The following is a 17,998-nucleotide window of genomic DNA, read 5'->3' on the forward strand; positions in this document are numbered from 1 at the left end:
TACACTGCCTTGATACATTCAGCATTGTGTCGAAATCAAAGGATGAATTGTAATGGATACAATTTGGCCAGAGGCGTTACCGAAATCCAAAGGTCCAAAATATACTCTGGTCGCTAACACGATCCGAAAAGCGATAGAAAACAAAACACTGGAGGTTGGAAAGAAACTGCCTCCGGTGCGGGAACTGGCGTATCGATTAAAGATTACACCAGGCACTGTCGCGCGCGCCTATACGATCCTGACCGATGAAGGTTTGCTGCAAGCCGAGGTCGGGCGTGGTACATTTGTAGCCCCGCCGAGATCGCCCATTCTGGACGATGTCTGGTCGCGGCAGTTACATCTAAGGGACGACAAATATGAATCCAATGTCAGTCTGTTCAGTCCACGCTTGCCAGATGTGGGGCAGGTGACATTAATCCGCGAATGCCTTGAAAAGGTTGCAAAAGGCGATCCGCGGATGTTTATGAACTATCCGACCCGAGATGCCTACCTACCCGTGCGCCAGGTTGTGGCCGACTGGTTGTCAGATCTTCCTCTGGGCTCATTGAATGCAGATGACATTGTACTGACACACGGTGGGCAAAGTGGCATTTGCGTCGTGTTCCAGACCGTTCTGAAAGATCCGAAACCCATCGTGTTGGTTGAGGACTTGTCTTATGCCGGGTTCAGACGGGCAGGTGAGTTGATGCGCGCCGAGGTTGTCGGGGTAAAAATGGACAAATGGGGCATAAGCCCCGATGCGCTGGACCACATCCTCAGGCAAACGAAGGCGCAGGCGATCTGCGTCTCACCCGAAGTGCAGAACCCAACGGGCGGGCATTCACCGTTGGAGCGGCGCAAAGAAGTTGTCGAGATTGCGCGAAAGCATGAATTACAGATCATTGAAGACGATTGCTATCGCATGGGCGAGGCCCGCGCGCCCAGCTATCGTGCTTTGGCACCCGAACGGGGCTGGCATGTTTCGTCAATTTCGAAAACTCTCACACCAGCATTACGGGTAGGTTTCGCCATCGCACCGAAAGAGCAGAGCGTCGATCTGCGGCGTTCTGCAGAATACGGGTATTTCGGGCTCGCCCAGCCTTTGGCTGAGTTGACGCGGTTGCTGTTGGGACATCCAGAGGCGAGGCAACTTGCAAAAAACGTCCGTACCAAGATGGGCGAATATGTACGTGTGGCGGTAAACGTCCTGGGTGGATTCGATCTAAACTGGGATTCTGAGATTCCCTTCGTCTGGCTTCATCTGCCTTCCGGTTGGCGGTCTGCTGCGTTCAGCCGGGCGGCCGAGCGGGAAGGTATTCAGCTGCGATCGGCCGATGAATTCGCGCTGCGGGATGGTCGCGCGCCAAATGCCGTTCGTATAGCGGTGAATGGGCATGTCTCGCTTGAGAAGTTCGAAGACGCCATGCTGCGTCTGCGCGCATTGCTGGACAACCCGCCCGAGCAAATAAGCGTCTAGTACCTATTGCAATGGGGCAGGGTCGCCAAAAAAGCCCGCCAAATGTGCAATCTTGCCATCGGCATCGAGACGAATGAAATCATGCCCGGTAACCATAATGGACCCATCGGAAGCAATCATATGCCAGGTGAAATGAACTACATCATGGTGTGAAGTTGGCTCACTGGTCAGCTCAACGCGGCCCTTTGTATCACTCAGAACTGCTCCGATATGGGCATTGAGTTGATCTCTGCCGGAAACTTCTGCAGTTGGATCGACGTAACGACCAGTTTGTGCAAAACACTGCTCAAGAAGGCTCAGTCGCCTTTCGGGATCGGTCGACTGCCATGCCGCACCATAGGCAGCGATAACCTGTTCCAATTCTTGCATAGCCACCTCCGGCATTGGATGATCTTGGTTGAGTCTAGCTTAACTAAGCTACGCAAAATTGGATATGCCGAAGAAATTTTGGGGTAAAATAATACCTATTTTATAAGTTATTGTTATTGATAGATATATTATACTTTGCCTGTATTGACCTGCATAACTAGTAGGTCTAAACCCCCTCCATCGAATTCGGGCCGCTCCGCCAAGGGGCGGTCTTTCACATCAAACAGGACTATCCTGCCATGAAAACCTTTTCTGCAACACCTGCAGACATCGACAAGAAATGGATCCTGATCGACGCCGAGGGCGTTGTTCTGGGCCGTCTTGCCTCGATCGTCGCCATGCGCCTGCGTGGCAAGCACAAAGCGTCGTTCACACCCAACATGGACATGGGCGACAATGTCATCGTGATCAACGCTGACAAAATCCAGATGACCGGCAAGAAGCGCGAAGAGAACTTCTACTGGCACACTGGCCACCCGGGCGGCATCAAGTCGCGCACCAAGCAGCAGATCCTGGAAGGTGCACACCCCGAGCGCGTCGTGACCCAAGCGGTCAAGCGCATGCTGCCGGGCAACCGTCTGGCGCGTCAGCAGATGACCAACCTGCGCGTTTATGCTGGTGCCGAGCATCCTCATGAGGCGCAAGCGCCCGAAGTTCTGGACGTAAAGTCCATGAACAAGAAAAACACCCGGAGCTAATGACCGATGGCTGATCAGATCAATACTCTCGAAGAGCTGAGCGCCGTCGCAGGCGTTGAAACCGTGGCCGAAGAAGTTATCGTACGTGAACCCGTACGTGACGAGCTGGGTCGTTCCTACGCCACCGGCAAGCGTAAAGACGCTGTTGCCCGCGTCTGGATCAAGCCGGGTTCCGGCAAGGTCACCGTAAACGGCAAGGATCAGGACAAGTATTTTGCGCGTCCCGTTCTCCAGCTGATCCTGCGCCAGCCGTTCCAGGTTGCTGGTGTGGAAGGTGAGTTCGACGTTGTTGCAACCGTCAAAGGCGGTGGCCTGACCGGTCAGGCCGGTGCGGTCAAGCACGGCATCTCGAAAGCGCTGCAACTGTACGATCCGTCGCTGCGTGGCGCTCTGAAAGCCGCTGGCTTCCTGACCCGCGACAGTCGCGTTGTGGAACGTAAGAAATACGGTAAGCGCAAAGCGCGTCGTTCGTTCCAGTTCTCGAAGCGTTAATCGCTACGGATACCGAATTGGAAAGGGCTCGCAACTGCGAGCCCTTTTTCTTTGGTCGGTTTATTCTTCGTAAACCAGTTTCCACGCACCATTTTCGACGACGCTGACAAATACAGAGTCAGCACCCTGATGATCATCGGGCCCATATGTGATCTGATTGCCGACCAACTCATCCATGTAATCCAGAGATTCCATCGCGGCAATGAAGCTATCATGCGTCAGATCAGGACCTGCAGCTTCAAGTGCTTTGACCATCATCTCGGCCGCTGAATAGCCCAGCATTGAAAATCCGACCGGGTCTTCCCCCGTAGCCTCTTTGTATTCAGCAATAAATGCTGCCGGGGCGGGCTCTTCGGCGCGCGCCCAGAGATCCAGCCACGAGGCCGCCGCATAGAAACCGTCGGTCACACCACCGGGCACCTGTGCGACCACGGTTAGGAAGCTGGCCGAGGTGCCGAGAAACTTCATGTCGGTCAGGCCCATTTTCTTGGCCGTTCCAACAACAGTGATTGCCTGACGCACGCCGAGCGCCATCGTGACGATGTCACAACCTTCTTCTTTAAGCTTGCTCAAGGACCCCACGAAATCCGTCTCGTCCGGTTTATGGGTGGTCTCAGCGCCGAAAGTGATGCCAGCCTCTTCGGCTCCCGCTTTGCTGCCTTCCAGAATTTCCTCACCGAAATCAGTAGGCAGGTACATGGTGCAAACGGTTTGCGATCCAAATTCACCGTTCAGATACTTCACCCCAATCCGAGCTTGATCGTAATAGGTCGAGAACGAGGTGAACTTGTTCTTCATCGGCTCTTGCAGCATTTGCCGCGCGGCGGTCAGAGGGGCGACGTTGGGAATACCTTTCGGGTCCAGCAGCTTGAACCCAGCAACATTCATCGGCGTACCCAGCGACTGCAACATCGCGAAAACCTTGTCACGGTTCAGCAGCTTGTTATAGCCCTGCATCGCGCGTGGCATCTGATAGCCGTTATCCTCGACGACAAAGCGGATCTTGCGGCCATGCACGCCACCCTCGGCGTTGACGCGATCAAAGACCACATTTGCGCCTTTGGTGGCCGGAACGCCCACGGCAGCGAAGATGCCGCTGAGGTCGTTGACTGAGCCAATGACGATCTCGTCATCTGTCACGCCTTGTGTTTGCGCCCAGCTGATCGTGGCGGATGCAGTCAATGCCGTCGCTGCGGCAAGGCCCTTAAATAAGTGTTTCATACTTCTCCTCCCTGTTGGGTCGCCCCTTAACTAATTGTACATATCTTCAATGAGATGTGCGTGTTTCTTTTCCACCAGACCACGTTTGAGTTTCATCGTCGCAGTCAGCTCCTCATCTTCGGCAGTGAGCAACACGTCGATCAGCCGGAAATCCTTGATCTGTTCGACCCGCGCAAAGTCCTTATTAACCGCTGCGATTTCCTCGCCGATCAGCTCCGTCACTTCGGAAGCAGCACAAAGGGAAGAAAAGTTCGAAAAGGGGATCTTGCGCTCTTGTGCGAATTTCTCGACATTTTCCTGATCGATCATGATTAGCGCCGTTAGATACTTGCGCCGATCCCCGATGATCACCGCGTCCGAGATATACTGGCTGAACTTCAACCCGCTCTCGATCTCTGCGGGCGTGACGTTCTTACCGCCCGCAGTAATGATGATGTCCTTGAGGCGCCCTGTGATGGTGACAAAGCCTTCCTCGTCGATATGCCCCATATCCCCAGTGCGCAGCCAACCGTCGCAGGTGAAGCTTTCGGCTGTTTTGGCATTGTTGCGCCAGTAGCCCTGAAAGACGTTCAGGCCTTTGACCTGAATTTCTCCGTCTTCCGCGATGCGCAGGTCGTTGCCAGGAACAGGTTTTCCAATGGTGCCGATCTTGTTGGCCTCAAGCGTGTTCAGCGCTGCTATGCCGGCGGTTTCAGTCATACCGAAGCCCTCGACAATGGGCACACCAATTGCCCAATACCACCTGAGCAAATCGGGAGAGATCGGCGCTGCACCAGAGCCGCCTCGGCGGAGACGATCTAAGCCCAGCATCCGGCGCAGGTTGCGCAGAACAAGCCGATCCCAAAGCCAGAACTGCATAGCGATCGGTGCTGGAACAGGTTTGCCTGCAAGGATAAATTCGGCCCGCGCCATTCCAGACTTGAGCGCCTGTGCAAAGGCGAAGCGCCCTGTGGGCGTTGCTTCTTTCGCCATGAACATGACCTGCGAGTAGATCTTCTCCCACACGCGCGGGACGGCAGTGAAGGTGGCGGGAGAGACCTCTTGCAGGTTGGAGAACACTGTCTCGGGGCTTTCAGCGAAATTCACAGTAGTCTTCATCGCAAGCGGGTAGTAGATCGACACGTCGCGTTCGAGGATATGACAGAGCGGCAAAAAACATAGCTGTTCGTCGGTTGATTGGGAGGGCAGGGAATGCGCCCCTGCCTCTATCGCGGCCATAATGTTCTCATGGCTCAGCATGGCGCCTTTGGGATTACCGGTGGTACCTGACGTATATATGAGCAGGGCGGTGTCTTGTGACGTGGTTTCAGCGATTTCTGCTTCGAATGCGCCGGGTTCATCGACCTCAGCCTGCTGCCCCAGAGCATACAAGTCCTCGATCATCATGCATCGCGGATGAGCCAGGTCGTGCAGGCCTTCATCCTCAAGGATAATGACCCTGAGCAGATCGGGCAGATCCGCCTCGACTTCGAGGAACTTGTCCAACTGCTCTTCATCTTCAACAATCAGAAACCGGCTGCCACTGTCATTGATCAGATATTTTAACTGGCTGGCCGAATCTGTGGTGTAGACGCCCGAAGCAATCCCTCCGACACACTGGATGCCCATGTCGAACCACGCCCATTCCTTGCGGTCTTCGGACAGGATCGAGACAACCTCGCCACGTTGCAGACCCAGCTTGCGCAGGGCCAGCCCGATCCATTTGGCGTGTTGCCAGTAGTCGGCCCATGAGTAGGATTTCCAGATGCCGAAGTCCTTCTCGCGATGCGCCGTACGCGGTCCCAGTTCGGCACAGCGTTTCTGGAATAACTCGCATATCGTGACACAGCCATCGACTCGCAGGGGTCTCTGACCTGGCGTAGCGTTGAACTGCACACCGTTGATACTGGTCTGAGGGGGCAGGGGGCTTGCGTCCATCCAGCTCACCTCCACGTCTTTTTGCGTTTCCAGCGGCGGTTTTCTCGCGCGCCTTCTTCCTGAACGCCCAGATAGAAATTCTGAATGTCCTCGGATTGCAGCAAGGTTTCAGCCGCACCATCCATAACGATCCGTCCGATCTCCATTACATAGCAATGATGGGCGAGTTCCAGTGCCGCATTGGCGTTCTGCTCGACCAGCATCATTGTCATGCTCTGTTCGTCATTCAGGCGTTTGAGAATGCCAAAAATCTCTTGCACCAGCAGCGGCGATAGGCCCAGCGAAGGCTCATCCAACAGCATGATACGCGGGTTAGCCATCAGGCCGCGCCCAATCGCCAGCATCTGCTGTTGCCCGCCGGACAGAGTGCCAGCCTCCTGATTGCGGCGGTCTTTCAACACAGGAAAGTAGGAAAACACCAGATCGCGGTCATGATCGATCTGTCCTTTATCCGACAGGGTATAAGCCCCAAGATTCAGATTCTCGTCGACGGTCAAAAGTGGAAAGACCTCGCGTCCCTCGGGCACATGGACGATGCCTTTTTGCACGACCTTGTGAGGTTCCGATCCCTGTATCTGCTGACCGTCAAATGTGATTGAACCTTTTTCGGGATCCATCACGCCTGAGATTGTTTTCATCAGCGTTGTCTTGCCCGCGCCATTTGCGCCCAGGATTGAAACGACCTGCCCTCGATGCACGTCCAATGACACGCCACGAATGGCCATGATCGGGCCATAAAAGCTTTCAACATTGCGAATGCTAAGGATCGGTTGGTTCATGAAGCTTTGCCCAAATAGGCCTCTACCACAGCAGGATGAGATTGAACTTCGGCTGGGGTTCCAAGGGCAAGCTTCGCTCCGTCGGCCATGGCAAGAACCCGGTCGGACACGCCCGAGACCAGACCCATATCGTGCTCTACCATAAGCACGGTAATGCCCATCTGACGCCGGATGTCATCGATCCACCAACGCATATCTGTGGTCTCTTCCACCGATAGGCCCGAGGCGGGTTCATCCAACAGCAGGAGTTTTGGATCGGTGGCCAACGCTCGGGCGACTTCGACCACCTTACGCACGCCATAGGGGAGGCCCGAGATCATCTTGTCACGAAAGGCCTGGAGGTCGAGGAAGTCGATGATCTCTTCAACCTTTTCTCGGTTCTCGATCTCCTGCTGTCGTGCAGTGGGCGTGAACAGAATTTCCGAGATCAGATTGGTTTTGCGGTGCCGGTGGCGCCCGACCAGGAGGTTCTGCAAAACGGTCGCATGTTCGAACAGTTCAATGTTCTGGAACGTCCGCGCGACGCCATAGGCCGCGACACCCGAGGGCTTGATACGCAGCAGATCATGCCCGTCAAAGTGGATCGCACCTGCATAAGGATCATAGAAGCGCGAAATCAGGTTGAAGACCGTTGATTTGCCTGCGCCGTTGGGACCGACGATGGCGAACACCTCACCTTCTTGCACGTTGAAGGACAGATCATCCACAGCAGTCAGACCGCCGAATTTCAGGGTAACGTTTTCAAACTCCAGCAAGCTCATCTCAGACGCTCCGTCTTGAGATAGGACTTTTGTCGTTTGAACATGTCCTTGCGGTAGAAGGGGAACAGTTCGAACCACGTCCGGATTTTTAGCCATCGACCATACAGACCCATCGGTTCGAACAGGATGAAGGCGATCAGGATCATGCCAAAGATGCCGAATTCGAGCCCCGGAATGGCGACCGTATTGCCACCAAACAAGGCTGCTGCGTATTCCTTTGAAATCGACAGAAACTGCGGCAGGAAACCGATCACGATTGCGCCCAAAAACGCGCCATGGATTGAGCCCAGACCTCCGATAACGATCATCATCAGCAATTGGATGGAAATTACGACACTGAAGGTCTCGTTATTGAACGCCCCAGAGAACATACCCATCAATGCGCCTGCTAGTCCGGTGACCGCGCAGGAGAGGGCGAAAGAGATCGTCTTGGTGCGCGCGATATCCACACCCATCGCCTGCGCTGAGATCTCAGAGTCTCGTACGGCGATGAAGCTGCGGCCCAAGGGCGCGCGCAATAGGTTGATATAGCCCAGTGTCACGACAACGGCGACGGCCAGCACCAGCCAGAAGAACGGGGCCGGGGTCGCCCAACGATCGACCAGATGTCCGAAGATTTCGACACCACCCAGATATTTACCCGCGACACCTCCGGTGACGGGTTCGGCCAGAACGATGATGTCGTCCATGAGCACAGACAGAGCCAGGGTGAAGATCGCAAGATAGATGCCATGCAGGCGCAGGGCAGGAATAGCGACGGTTGCTCCGACGATGCCGGTCAACAGGCCCGCCAACGGGAACGCCAGCAGAAAGGGCACCCCAGCCTCAATCAGGATGACATTGGCATAGCACCCAACGGCCAGAAAGGCGGCATGGCCAAGGCTGGCCTGCCCGGTATGGCCGGTTAGGATCATCAAGCCCAAACCCGCGATGGCCCAGATCAGAACATTGGTCAGTTCGCCAAGATAAAAGTCATCCAACCACCACGGCGCAGCGGCTACGACCGCCAACAGGATCAGATAGAGGCTAAGCTGATAGCCATCCTTCCACGGGCGAATGTCCTGCATATAGTTTGTTTTGAAAACAATCCGCATGCGATCAGACCTTCTTGACCCGCACCTGGCTGAACAGCCCATGCGGTCGAAAGATCAGAACTGCCAGCAACAGCGCATAAGGCGCGATCTGACTGTACCCGGCTGCAATATAGCGGCTGGCAAAGGGCTCGATTACGCCGACGATTAGCCCGCCGGCCAATGCGCCGGGCAGGCTGCCAAACCCGCCGATCACAGCTGCTGCAAATGCCTTGATCCCCAGAAGCCCAGTTGTGGGATCGACCGAGCCTTTGGCCGCGAACAAAATTCCGGCAATCCCGGCGACAACTCCGGCCAATGCCCAGATTAAGCCCTGAACCCGCTTAACCGGTATCCCCATGTAATATGCCGCCAACTGGTTTTGAGACGCACCTTGCATGGCAAGCCCCAGCTTGGTCTTGCTGAAGAACACATAAAGACCCCAGGTCAGTAGGACGGTGACAACAATCACGGCCACGTCCTCCATCCCCAGCACAAGACCACCGAACCGGATCTCCTTACCAGCCAATGGGTTCTGCAGCGTTTGCGGCTCGTGCCCCCAGATCAGACCAGCTGCAAACCTGATCACAAAGCCCAAGGCGATGGTTAGGATCACCACGGCAGTCTGACTTTCGCCAAAGACGCGGCGGATGATCAGCCGATCGATCAGATACCCAAGTGCGCCCATAATCCCCAGTGAAATCGGTAGCGCCAGCCAGAAGGGCAGCCCCATATATTCCGTATTCGTAAGGCCAATGGTGACAAACGCACCCAGCATCATGAAATCGCCCTGCGCAAAATTCACTGCCTCGGTGGCTTTGTAAATCAGTACAAAGCCAAGGGCGATCAGGCCGTAGACACAACCATTCGCCAGCCCGCTAATCAGCAGCTGTGCGTTATCCAATCTCACCCTCCCTAAGCCGGTTAAGTCCGGCGCTTTGTTCTACTATGGAGTGATTATCACCTTCCCGTCACTCTTTTTCAGAGCATCCGCCAGATTTGGCAGCACTTCTCGTAGCGAAAGCCGTGCGGAAACATCTGTGCGCCAGCGCCCATCTGCAAATCGCGCCTGCACTTCGCTGACAACTCGCATTTGATCAGCCGGGGGGGTGTCCATCATCCAGCGGGTCAGCCAGAAACCCTCGATCCGTTTGCTCATGAAGATCAACTGGCCCATCTGAGTCAACTTCGGCATTTCCGAACTGAGTTTCCCATAGCAAACCCACCGCGCGCCATTGGGCATCGCGCAGAACACCTGCTCTGACAGTTGGTCGGAAACCGCGTCGAGAAAAACACGAGGTTTCAGATCTGCACTGATCGTGGCAAACCGCGTCGGCGCATCCGTATCGCTGGTCACGACCACCTCTGCCGCACCCAGGCCTTTTAACATCTCGACCGTTTCGGCGCGCCGCACCAGAGCGATCGGTTTCAACCCAAGATCCCGTCCAAGGCTGCACATCAACTTACCAAGCTGGCTGGTGGCGGCAGAGACCACAAAAGCCTCGCCCTCAGCCCGTGCGATATCCACCATCGCCATTGCGGTTAGCGGGTTTACGATCTGCGCCGCCCCGTCTTCATCCGAGATTTCGGGGCGCAAGGGGATACACATCTGGGCCTGCGTCACAACATACTCGGCCCAGGCACCAGAGCCTGCTGCCACAAAGGCCACGCGCTGATCCAGCAGGGCGTCAGCGCCGGTACCGGTGGCAACAACATCTCCGCACCCCTCGAACCCTGCTGCGGCGCCTTTGACCCGCGGCTGACCATATTCCCCTTTGATAAAATGGATATCTGAAGGATTCACCGAGGCAGTGCGCACTTTGATCAACACTTGTCCCGCCTTTGGGACAGGTACAGGCAGTTCAGCCTCCGCTAACCAGTCCGAGGCATTCTCAAGCGTCGGTCCCGTGGCTGTGCCGGAATATCCGTCCTGCGTCTGAACAACGGCAAACATGGTGTCGGGCAGGGTGGTCATCGTTCGATCCTTCTTTGATGCGAGTTCAGCACGAGGCCTTCATCGTCACAATGTAACACACTGACAAAAGGTTTTATTTTTTCAAAACAATCTCAAGAAAGCAATCAAACACGGTGAGCTATGTCAATTGGGTAATGCTGTAAAGTGACGCAAATTAAGTCGCATCCCGACCGGGTGAACCAGCCCTCTTGGGGCTGGTTCTGGAATTGATCACTGCTGCGTCATCAGATTGCGCAGATCCTGTATCTTCGCGACAACCAGCTCAGGCGACGCTTTGATCTCGTCGAGGATCTTCATAACCTGTGTTTTGATGTCCTGAGACAAGGCGCTTTCCTGAACCGACGTGACGATTGCGTCATAGTCGAAATTCTGCGCGGTCAGCATGCCGTCCTGAACCCACGAGTTGAACAGTTCCTGCCCCTGACCGGCAAGCGCTGCGACCTGATCGCCAGCTGCTGAGGCTGCATCATTGGCCTGCTCGGTCAAAGATGTAGCAGCGTCGCTGGCCTGTTCCGATACCGAAGATGCAGCTTCCGAGGCCTGATCCGCAATCGAGGACGCAGCCTCGGATGCTTGTTCAGTCGCCGCCTCAACGGCATCAGCAGCGCCCTCTTGTATTGCCGAGGCTGCTTCACCAACCGCCTCTGAGGCATCTTCAGCCGCCGATTGCAACTGCTCGGCAGGGGTTGGTTCAGGTTTTGTGGCGAAATAGTAAGCGCCTCCGCCGATAACGGCGATGGCTACGATAAGTAAAAGACGCGACATTGGATGTCTCCTTCAAATGATGTGTCGCTCAGATGGGGTTAAGGTACGTTAAAGCAAAGGGGAAAACACGTGAGTTTGCAGCATATTGCGGGTTTGAGCCACACTGCGCTGATTGACACTGCAGGCAGTGGCAACATCATGCCATCCATTGCAGGAATCGCAACGCAAGCAAAGAAACAGCCTTGAAGGATGAATTGATTTATGGCGGAGAGACAGGGATTCGAACCCTGGGTGGGCTTGCACCCACAACGGTTTTCGAGACCGTTTCTAAAGGTGGTTTGGCAAATTTGACTCATATAAAATAAGGGGCAGGCGAGCCAACCTCGGGCAAAATCAGCAGGACTGGCAGCACGGGTTGGCATAGAAAGACGGCATAGTTCCAAAGCCATGCAAGCGAGTTGGATTCTGGCGTTGAGGAGGCTGGATGAGTTTGACGCCAATACCTCTAAAAGCGACAATTGCGGAACGGCGATCTATCTGGCAGGGACCAACACCCGACGCGTCAAGCGGGTGCTGTTCGGCCTGTTCGAAGGGGCAATTGGCAAGGGCGTGGTCAGCCGGGCATGGCGAAAGGCGAAGGTCGACTGGGACTTTTGGCGTGCCCGGGATCTGCCCATCTGGCATTGCACGTGTCATAAGCACCGGAACCTCCTGGGCATGCTCCCAAGCGCCAGCTCGACGAACTGGGTGAGGACCACCGCGACACGCGGCTCTATGCGGTAGCCCCTGTCGGCCGAATTAGGTAGCAGGTACACAGCCAGGTGATCGTACAACGGCAAATAAATGAGAGGTTCCGATATTCGGTTGGACTATCCTCACTCACATTGCTTGAACCGCTTCCACACATCTGGCGTGAACTACGGTTTTTCACCAATCACCTGAGACCCTGCTGTGATAGGGAATTAGGCCGGGATTGGGCTTTTCTGAAATGTTGCGGAAGCTTGCGAAAAAACGGGCGGATGTTCGCGAACCATACGTTCAGGTCGGTATGGCTAAGACGGCGCGAACAGGAGGATTTCAACTTCTGGTGAGACGGTTTTTGCCAATATTTTGGTTGTTCCGGACCAGCTGGTCCTGCACAACTCAACCAAAAGAAGACCTGAGGCACGCGCTTGACGACGATAATCGACAGCATATTGGCATCGCGGGATGATTTGTGGCCGCTCCAGGATACGTTCTACTTCAAGGAGGGTGACGCGGTCTTCGAGATCTCGCCCGCGTCCAGTTTCTCGGCGGAGATTCCAGCGGACAACCAGAAGCTCTATTCAGAGACGTTTCGGTATGCCTGGCAGGTGCCGCGCCGGACAGCGGAGGGAAGCACTCAGGTTCGACGTTGGTTGGCGCGGATGACCTTCGCTGCGATCGGCTTTCTGCTGTTCGCGGCTTTTGAGATAATCAAGGCATACGTGGCACCGGTCGGAGATGCGACGGCATCATGGGACGTGCTGATGGAAGAAGTCCGACTGAAATACGGCCTCTTCATAGCCGCTTTGTGTGGCGCGGCGCCGCAGCTTCTGGAGCAATGGCTGGGGCCAAGTCACTTCTATGAGAAAATTGCCTTCCGCGCGGCGGCACAGGGCCGGCGCTCTCGTGTTTTATTCTTCACGGACAAGGTGATTATCAAGCCGGGGACGGTTTCACAGATCACTATTCACCGTGATGAGCCGGATGTATCTCTCCGGGTGGTGCGGGGCAAAGGACTTTATGGTTTGGAGGTGCGGTTTGGCGGCAAGGTGATGGTCGTCTTCGGCCCGACGTTGAACGAAAAGGACGTCAACCTGCTACAGGATTTCCTGGGCATGTGGTGGCATGGCGAGGAGTATTTGGCTGCGGCGGCCGGACACATGATCCTGACAGACGGCGACTCAAGGCTTTTTGATATCATAATGATGGAGAAGTCGAGCTTTAGCGCGTCGGCATATGACGCGAAGGTGAACGTAGAGTTCGTCGACGAGCGCGCACGTAAAAACTGGATGCCCATTGGGGCGTCGGTGCACGTGTCGCCTGGCACATGTCAGGTCTCTGGGCGATGGGTCGATCGAGGAGTGTCAAAGCTGAATTATACCGACATGATGACGTTGCTGCGGGACCAAAAGCTCTCCGTCCTCGACGCCACGCTTGAGGCCGAGGAGGGCATTATTGAGATCCCGATCCGGACGGAAGATGAGTACCGCATGCTGGTCCAGCTGATGAGGGATTACGTGGATGCTTTCCTCTATCTCGAGGGCGACGGTGGAAACTACATCGTGGAAATTGCTGATCCAGACGTGCCTATTCGCGGCCCTCGTCGCTATATCGGGGGCACGGATCATCTGAAGACGATGATGGATCTGGCTCGAAATTTTCGAGATTTTCGGGCTGAGATGTAGCAGCGTTCGCTCTGCTTTTCTCTGCCTGAAGCTGGCAGGGAAGGTGCTGAAGGTTCACATCCAGATGGTTTGTCCCGTGATAGGATGGACTGAGGGCGACTGGCGCGAGTGGCCGAGCTCCACTGGCAAACCTTCTGGCGGCGGACGTTCGAACGGTCCCGCAGGAGGAGGAAAACGGAAGTAACATGGATATGGCAGGGGCCTTTTAGGCCCCTGTCTACTGTCTGGAAGTCAGTCTATCTCGCCTCAGGATGATTGCCGGATCGGAAAGCGGCGCTAAAGGCTATTGCCACTACGTCTGCTCTGAAAAGAACATAGCGCTTGACCTGCCCCCCCGCTGGTCCCTCGCTTATAGGGAGAGTTCGCCGGGGCTGTCACGTTGAGTGATCTGCTGAAAGACATAGTCATACAAATTGTTGAAAGCTCTGTTTGGCGTAGGGAAACCAACCAAAACCATTCGAATAGGAGGTGCGGTCTCGCGGCAACCGCCAGGGCCGTCACAGTGGAGTCGAACAACTTCTAAGATTCCTCGATTTTAATCTCAAAAATAGGTGTACTCGACCAGGTCAAGTGTTCAGAGAACCGCAGTTGTAGCTGGCCGACAAAACCGTCTTCGGTTGCGTAATTCACTTCTACACAATGGCTCTCATCGTCTGACTCAGAGTATTGAATGTTGGAGAGCGTGTTTCCGGAAAACAGCCAAGCGACCCTATTTTCAAAATCCGAACCATACAAATCTATCCCATTCACCGTCGCGATATAGGATCCATATTTTGCTTTTTCGGGTTGGTGTTCGATCCTAATATTTCCTTGCTTATCAGCACGTTCATAACGAAGATCTCTTATGACCCGCCCTTCGGATGCTCTTGAAACCAAAAGAACAGGGCTACTGCCCGTTTGATGTGCCAGTGGCTCCAAACTCCGCCAAAACTCCTCCTGACCGATACCATACTCAATAGTTCTAAGTGTATGGTCGCGCTGATCGAATGCTCTCCAGATCCGAATGCCGGTTTCTCTTTGAATACTTGAAGCGAAAAATTCTTCGAAGTTTGAGACCCGGTCGTCCATTGGCGGATCGGTCAGATAAGCCTTCTTAATTTCGCCAAATTCCCGGTCAATTGGCGACGCTTCGCTGAGGTTTGAAACGCGATAGATTTGTATGTCTTGAAAGAAGGGAAGGTTTGAAGGCCCCTTTAGGAGTGCATCTTCAACGGCTGAACGGATGCGTTCAAGCTGAGTTGCGTCAACGTCGCGATCTTTTAGACGCTTCTGTCGCACTGAATTTATAGCGGTTTCTACCGTTTTGAGAGTTTCTATGATGCTCTCAATTGAAAGGTCAGGTACGGATTCTGAAGTAAGCAACCGTAAACCCCTAAAAATTTGATCTGGTTTTTCCTCAAGTACAGATTTCAGACGGCTGATCTCTTGCAGACATTTTCGTAAGGATCGGTCACCCTCAGGCAAGAATTCTTCTTCTTCCGCCAATGTCTCAACACCCCTTGAAAGCGAAGCATCGCCGCCTTCCTGATGGGCAGCCAAAATAATCGCTGCAATAGACAAACCCAATCCGTCCCTGTCGTGCAAAGTGCTTGGGCTGTAGACCCTTCCTGGAACAACGCGCCGTTCGGTCATGTTATCCAAAGAGTTCACCAGCTGGTCGAGGTCCCTGGCGTATGATCCTTCCGAATAGCGCTCACCAGCCATTTCAAGACGAAGAACATCCAAGAAGGTGGAGGAAAAGTTGAACACTCTCGAGCGCGATCTGCTTCCCATCTCGTCGCCTCTTTCTCGACGCAATACCGCCCGTGCGTTTCGACCCCCGATGTCCGAAACCTGTTTTCCCTCGATTGACCAACGGAGCAAAAGAGCAGAGACAAGAAGGAGGACGTCATCGTGCGCGCCGCTAATGATGCCAGAGAATACTTGGTTGGGTGAAGGCGATTGATCGTATCTGAAACAAAGCGGTTCGACTTGTGCTAACGCTTCATGCCAGTTCTTTTTCAAGAGATCTGGATATACCAAACGCCGATGACGAAACTGGTGGAGATAGTCGAAATCTATTCTCAAGTTCTCTGGCCAGCGCACCAAGGCTTCATGAAAATGGTCAGCTCCTGCTTCGTCTTCATTCCATACGGCAACGGCGAGGCAATATGCTGTGTTAGTAAGGTGCTGCCAAAGGAATACCCAGCTTTCACTATAGGTCGACCAACACTCATCATCAGTACGAGACGAGTTTTTGGACCAACCGTAAATTGAAGCTGCTTTCTGAAGAAGGCTCTCCCAAGAACCGATCAGTTCTGGAAGGATACCCAAATAAGCCTTGGCATCCGAGCCAGACAGGGCCAGCCGCGGTTCAGCAGATTGGCCTTCGGAGGCCTCAATCAAGGTTCTCTTGGTTAACCATGCCTCAATCATGTGCATCATCATGGGTTCCAGATCGACAATCTTTTTGACGACATCAGGCGACAAGATTTGTCCGCTGGAGGGCTTCATTAGGCGAAGCGGGGTATATGCGAGTGATTTTATGAAGTGACCATCTTCAGGGATCCGTTCAGCAGCTCGTTCAAACAATCGCCGGTATTGTCCTGTCCATTCTCGGTGGGGGGGCATCCAAGAGTCACCTTGGATTTCCGCGAAGCTGAACGGCCTTCCATCAGTGGAGGGAGTTGAACTCAACTCCAGTAAGAAGCGATGGTAGCGCGTCATTTCAGCAATGGCGTCATCAAATGCCACAGGCGCCATCCTGGCTATCTGCTCCAGTGTTTTGTCCGCGAGCTCCTCAAGAATCTGCTCTGGTGTTGGAAGATCACTCATCTTCACTCTTCCTCCGAAATCTAAAGGCTCTTTGGATCAAGAACTTCTCGAAGCGATTCAATGGAATTCCGCCGCGCCTGCAACACCACTCCACACGGCCCTGTAGTGGAACTTCTAAACGCGGAGTAAACCAGATAACCGGCCCCTGATCGAAGAAGTCGGTTTGATGATTGGAGTTGTTGCTTGAGGCCTTCTGGCACCGCTTTTCCCAATTTCGCAGAGCCCAATGAAGCAACACTACTCGTAGGTCAGACAAAACTACTTGAGACGAAAAATCTGTCTCAATCTCAACGAGATTAGGTGCTCCGATGTCGAAGCCGAACATTACGCTTGGTTGTCCGCTCTTGTTACTTGCATCTCCAAACACTCCGTTGGATGCGGATGCATACAAGTGCTCTCTAATGCGGTTGAGAAAGACCTTGGGCAAAACAACATGGGCCGTATACCGTTCCCTCATGCGCTCACGGGACGAGTGCTGGACAAACTCCAGAGTGGTCGCAATGAAATGCGCCAAGCCCGTCAGATTGACCAAAAGCCAAACTAAATGGATGCCCGCAATGCTTAACTCAAACACCTGCAACTCTATGCCGACGTTGAAGTAGTCGAGTACGAGTTGACCCGGCCAGACGAGTTGAGCACACATTACCGCCAACAATGCAACCGAACTGGCAATCACTCCGAATGCGCAGGACTCGAAGTAATATAGTCTGACATCGGTTGAAGACCTTTCACGCTGGGCAAGGATTGTCACAAGTGCCAAAGCCAACGAGATAACACCAAGGACGCCGACCTGAGCGGTGATAAAATGGCTGGAAAGGCCAGAAAGCTGCTGAGACAGCTCGCGGGACCAGATAGCCTTCGGAATCCCAGGTAGCCAATGTGGAAAATACAGCGAAATTGCGACTTCGGAAATGACAAACCCCAAATAGACTGCGATGTAAAACTTGATGTATCGCCCGAATGTTCCGATGGAAAAAAAGCCAAGCAGGAATTTGAGTGACGCCGAGTAACGCGAACGGCGAGCCGTAGGGTTGCTTCGGATTTGATTTCGAACCTCTTTTCGCGCCAATCTGTTTAGGCTTCCTGTCCACCCTCCATCTTTCCAATTGATCATTTGGGGAAAATCTCGCCGTGTATTCAGTTAAGTAATGTATTATTAGTAGTTACGCGTCGACTTTAAGGTAGGTTGCTCCAAATGCCTTCACCGCCCGGCGTTCCTGCATTGCGCCGGCGAGGTTGAACGCCACGCCGCTTTCGCCCTGGGTAGGAGAGATCGCCTACGGTTTCGAAAGTTGCTGCAGGTGCTTGATAG

Annotated in this window: 15 protein-coding genes and 1 pseudogene; 5 read left to right on the forward strand and 11 right to left on the reverse strand. The window is 54.1% G+C overall.

Annotated features, from left to right (window positions below; all coding sequences use genetic code 11):
- Positions 1-52 precede the first annotated feature (52 nt).
- On the forward strand, positions 53-1,456 hold the full coding sequence (locus ACR0CZ_RS10815) for an aminotransferase-like domain-containing protein (protein WP_480536948.1): 1,404 nt from the start codon (positions 53-55) through the stop codon (positions 1,454-1,456).
- A gap of 3 nt (positions 1,457-1,459) precedes the next feature.
- Here ACR0CZ_RS10815 and ACR0CZ_RS10820 read toward each other — a convergent pair whose 3' ends face one another.
- Complete coding sequence (locus tag ACR0CZ_RS10820) at positions 1,460-1,825, reverse strand: nuclear transport factor 2 family protein (protein WP_170393111.1); 366 nt, start codon at positions 1,823-1,825, stop codon at positions 1,460-1,462.
- Between the two features lie 239 nt (positions 1,826-2,064).
- Here ACR0CZ_RS10820 and rplM point away from each other — a divergent pair, with 239 nt between their 5' ends.
- Together rplM and rpsI are read left to right on the forward strand one after the other, a co-directional pair.
- On the forward strand, positions 2,065-2,523 hold the full coding sequence (gene rplM, locus ACR0CZ_RS10825) for a 50S ribosomal protein L13 (protein WP_039536983.1): 459 nt from the start codon (positions 2,065-2,067) through the stop codon (positions 2,521-2,523).
- Positions 2,524-2,529: 6 nt separating this feature from the next.
- On the forward strand, positions 2,530-3,015 hold the full coding sequence (gene rpsI, locus ACR0CZ_RS10830; protein ID WP_039535473.1) for a 30S ribosomal protein S9: 486 nt from the start codon (positions 2,530-2,532) through the stop codon (positions 3,013-3,015).
- A 60-nt stretch (positions 3,016-3,075) separates the two neighbouring features.
- Here rpsI and ACR0CZ_RS10835 read toward each other — a convergent pair whose 3' ends face one another.
- From ACR0CZ_RS10835 to ACR0CZ_RS10870, 8 genes are all read right to left on the reverse strand, one after another.
- Positions 3,076-4,236, reverse strand: a complete 1,161-nt coding sequence (locus ACR0CZ_RS10835) for an ABC transporter substrate-binding protein (RefSeq protein ID WP_170393109.1) — start codon at positions 4,234-4,236, stop codon at positions 3,076-3,078.
- Positions 4,237-4,266: 30 nt separating this feature from the next.
- The gene (locus ACR0CZ_RS10840; protein ID WP_170393108.1) at positions 4,267-6,153 is read right to left on the reverse strand and encodes an AMP-dependent synthetase/ligase; all 1,887 of its coding nucleotides are present in this window, start codon (positions 6,151-6,153) and stop codon (positions 4,267-4,269) included.
- Between the two features lie 5 nt (positions 6,154-6,158).
- Positions 6,159-6,932 (reverse strand): ABC transporter ATP-binding protein, encoded by a 774-nt coding sequence (locus ACR0CZ_RS10845; RefSeq protein WP_170393107.1) that lies wholly within the window; start codon positions 6,930-6,932, stop codon positions 6,159-6,161.
- Positions 6,929-7,693, reverse strand: a complete 765-nt coding sequence (locus ACR0CZ_RS10850; RefSeq protein ID WP_170393106.1) for an ABC transporter ATP-binding protein — start codon at positions 7,691-7,693, stop codon at positions 6,929-6,931. Before ACR0CZ_RS10850 ends, ACR0CZ_RS10845 begins: the two co-directional genes overlap by 4 nt.
- Positions 7,690-8,787 (reverse strand): branched-chain amino acid ABC transporter permease, encoded by a 1,098-nt coding sequence (locus ACR0CZ_RS10855; protein WP_170393105.1) that lies wholly within the window; start codon positions 8,785-8,787, stop codon positions 7,690-7,692. Before ACR0CZ_RS10855 ends, ACR0CZ_RS10850 begins: the two co-directional genes overlap by 4 nt.
- Before the next feature lie 4 nt (positions 8,788-8,791).
- The gene (locus tag ACR0CZ_RS10860; protein ID WP_170393104.1) at positions 8,792-9,667 is read right to left on the reverse strand and encodes a branched-chain amino acid ABC transporter permease; all 876 of its coding nucleotides are present in this window, start codon (positions 9,665-9,667) and stop codon (positions 8,792-8,794) included.
- A 42-nt stretch (positions 9,668-9,709) separates the two neighbouring features.
- On the reverse strand, positions 9,710-10,738 hold the full coding sequence (locus tag ACR0CZ_RS10865) for a zinc-binding dehydrogenase (protein ID WP_170610605.1): 1,029 nt from the start codon (positions 10,736-10,738) through the stop codon (positions 9,710-9,712).
- Between the two features lie 210 nt (positions 10,739-10,948).
- Complete coding sequence (locus tag ACR0CZ_RS10870; protein WP_170393102.1) at positions 10,949-11,503, reverse strand: hypothetical protein; 555 nt, start codon at positions 11,501-11,503, stop codon at positions 10,949-10,951.
- A gap of 468 nt (positions 11,504-11,971) precedes the next feature.
- On the opposite strand from ACR0CZ_RS10870, the pseudogene ACR0CZ_RS10875 reads away from it, so the two are divergent.
- Both ACR0CZ_RS10875 and ACR0CZ_RS10880 read left to right on the forward strand, forming a co-directional pair.
- Positions 11,972-12,115, forward strand: a pseudogene (locus tag ACR0CZ_RS10875) (IS256 family transposase); the annotation flags it as partial.
- 500 nt (positions 12,116-12,615) lie between these two features.
- Complete coding sequence (locus ACR0CZ_RS10880) at positions 12,616-13,872, forward strand: hypothetical protein (protein WP_170393101.1); 1,257 nt, start codon at positions 12,616-12,618, stop codon at positions 13,870-13,872.
- 519 nt (positions 13,873-14,391) lie between these two features.
- Here the strand turns inward: ACR0CZ_RS10880 and ACR0CZ_RS10885 are convergent.
- A complete protein-coding gene (locus ACR0CZ_RS10885; RefSeq protein ID WP_480536947.1) occupies positions 14,392-16,686 on the reverse strand; it encodes a hypothetical protein in 2,295 nt (764 codons plus the stop codon).
- A complete protein-coding gene (locus tag ACR0CZ_RS10890; protein ID WP_170393099.1) occupies positions 16,679-17,755 on the reverse strand; it encodes a hypothetical protein in 1,077 nt (358 codons plus the stop codon). Before ACR0CZ_RS10890 ends, ACR0CZ_RS10885 begins: the two co-directional genes overlap by 8 nt.
- Positions 17,756-17,998: the final 243 nt, after the last annotated feature.

The sequence above is a fragment of the Ruegeria sp. H9 genome, assembly GCF_056532915.1.

What these genes read in the sequence shown, in the direction of transcription:
- ACR0CZ_RS10815 (WP_480536948.1), top strand. Translation starts at nt 53, where the DNA reads ATGGATACAATTTGGCCAGAGGCGTTACCGAAATCCAAAGGTCCAAAA.
- ACR0CZ_RS10820 (WP_170393111.1), bottom strand. Translation starts at nt 1,825, where the DNA reads ATGCAAGAATTGGAACAGGTTATCGCTGCCTATGGTGCGGCATGGCAG.
- rplM (WP_039536983.1), top strand. Translation starts at nt 2,065, where the DNA reads ATGAAAACCTTTTCTGCAACACCTGCAGACATCGACAAGAAATGGATC.
- rpsI (WP_039535473.1), top strand. Translation starts at nt 2,530, where the DNA reads ATGGCTGATCAGATCAATACTCTCGAAGAGCTGAGCGCCGTCGCAGGC.
- ACR0CZ_RS10835 (WP_170393109.1), bottom strand. Translation starts at nt 4,236, where the DNA reads ATGAAACACTTATTTAAGGGCCTTGCCGCAGCGACGGCATTGACTGCA.
- ACR0CZ_RS10840 (WP_170393108.1), bottom strand. Translation starts at nt 6,153, where the DNA reads ATGGACGCAAGCCCCCTGCCCCCTCAGACCAGTATCAACGGTGTGCAG.
- ACR0CZ_RS10845 (WP_170393107.1), bottom strand. Translation starts at nt 6,932, where the DNA reads ATGAACCAACCGATCCTTAGCATTCGCAATGTTGAAAGCTTTTATGGC.
- ACR0CZ_RS10850 (WP_170393106.1), bottom strand. Translation starts at nt 7,693, where the DNA reads ATGAGCTTGCTGGAGTTTGAAAACGTTACCCTGAAATTCGGCGGTCTG.
- ACR0CZ_RS10855 (WP_170393105.1), bottom strand. Translation starts at nt 8,787, where the DNA reads ATGCGGATTGTTTTCAAAACAAACTATATGCAGGACATTCGCCCGTGG.
- ACR0CZ_RS10865 (WP_170610605.1), bottom strand. Translation starts at nt 10,738, where the DNA reads ATGACCACCCTGCCCGACACCATGTTTGCCGTTGTTCAGACGCAGGAC.
- ACR0CZ_RS10870 (WP_170393102.1), bottom strand. Translation starts at nt 11,503, where the DNA reads ATGTCGCGTCTTTTACTTATCGTAGCCATCGCCGTTATCGGCGGAGGC.
- ACR0CZ_RS10885 (WP_480536947.1), bottom strand. Translation starts at nt 16,686, where the DNA reads ATGAGTGATCTTCCAACACCAGAGCAGATTCTTGAGGAGCTCGCGGAC.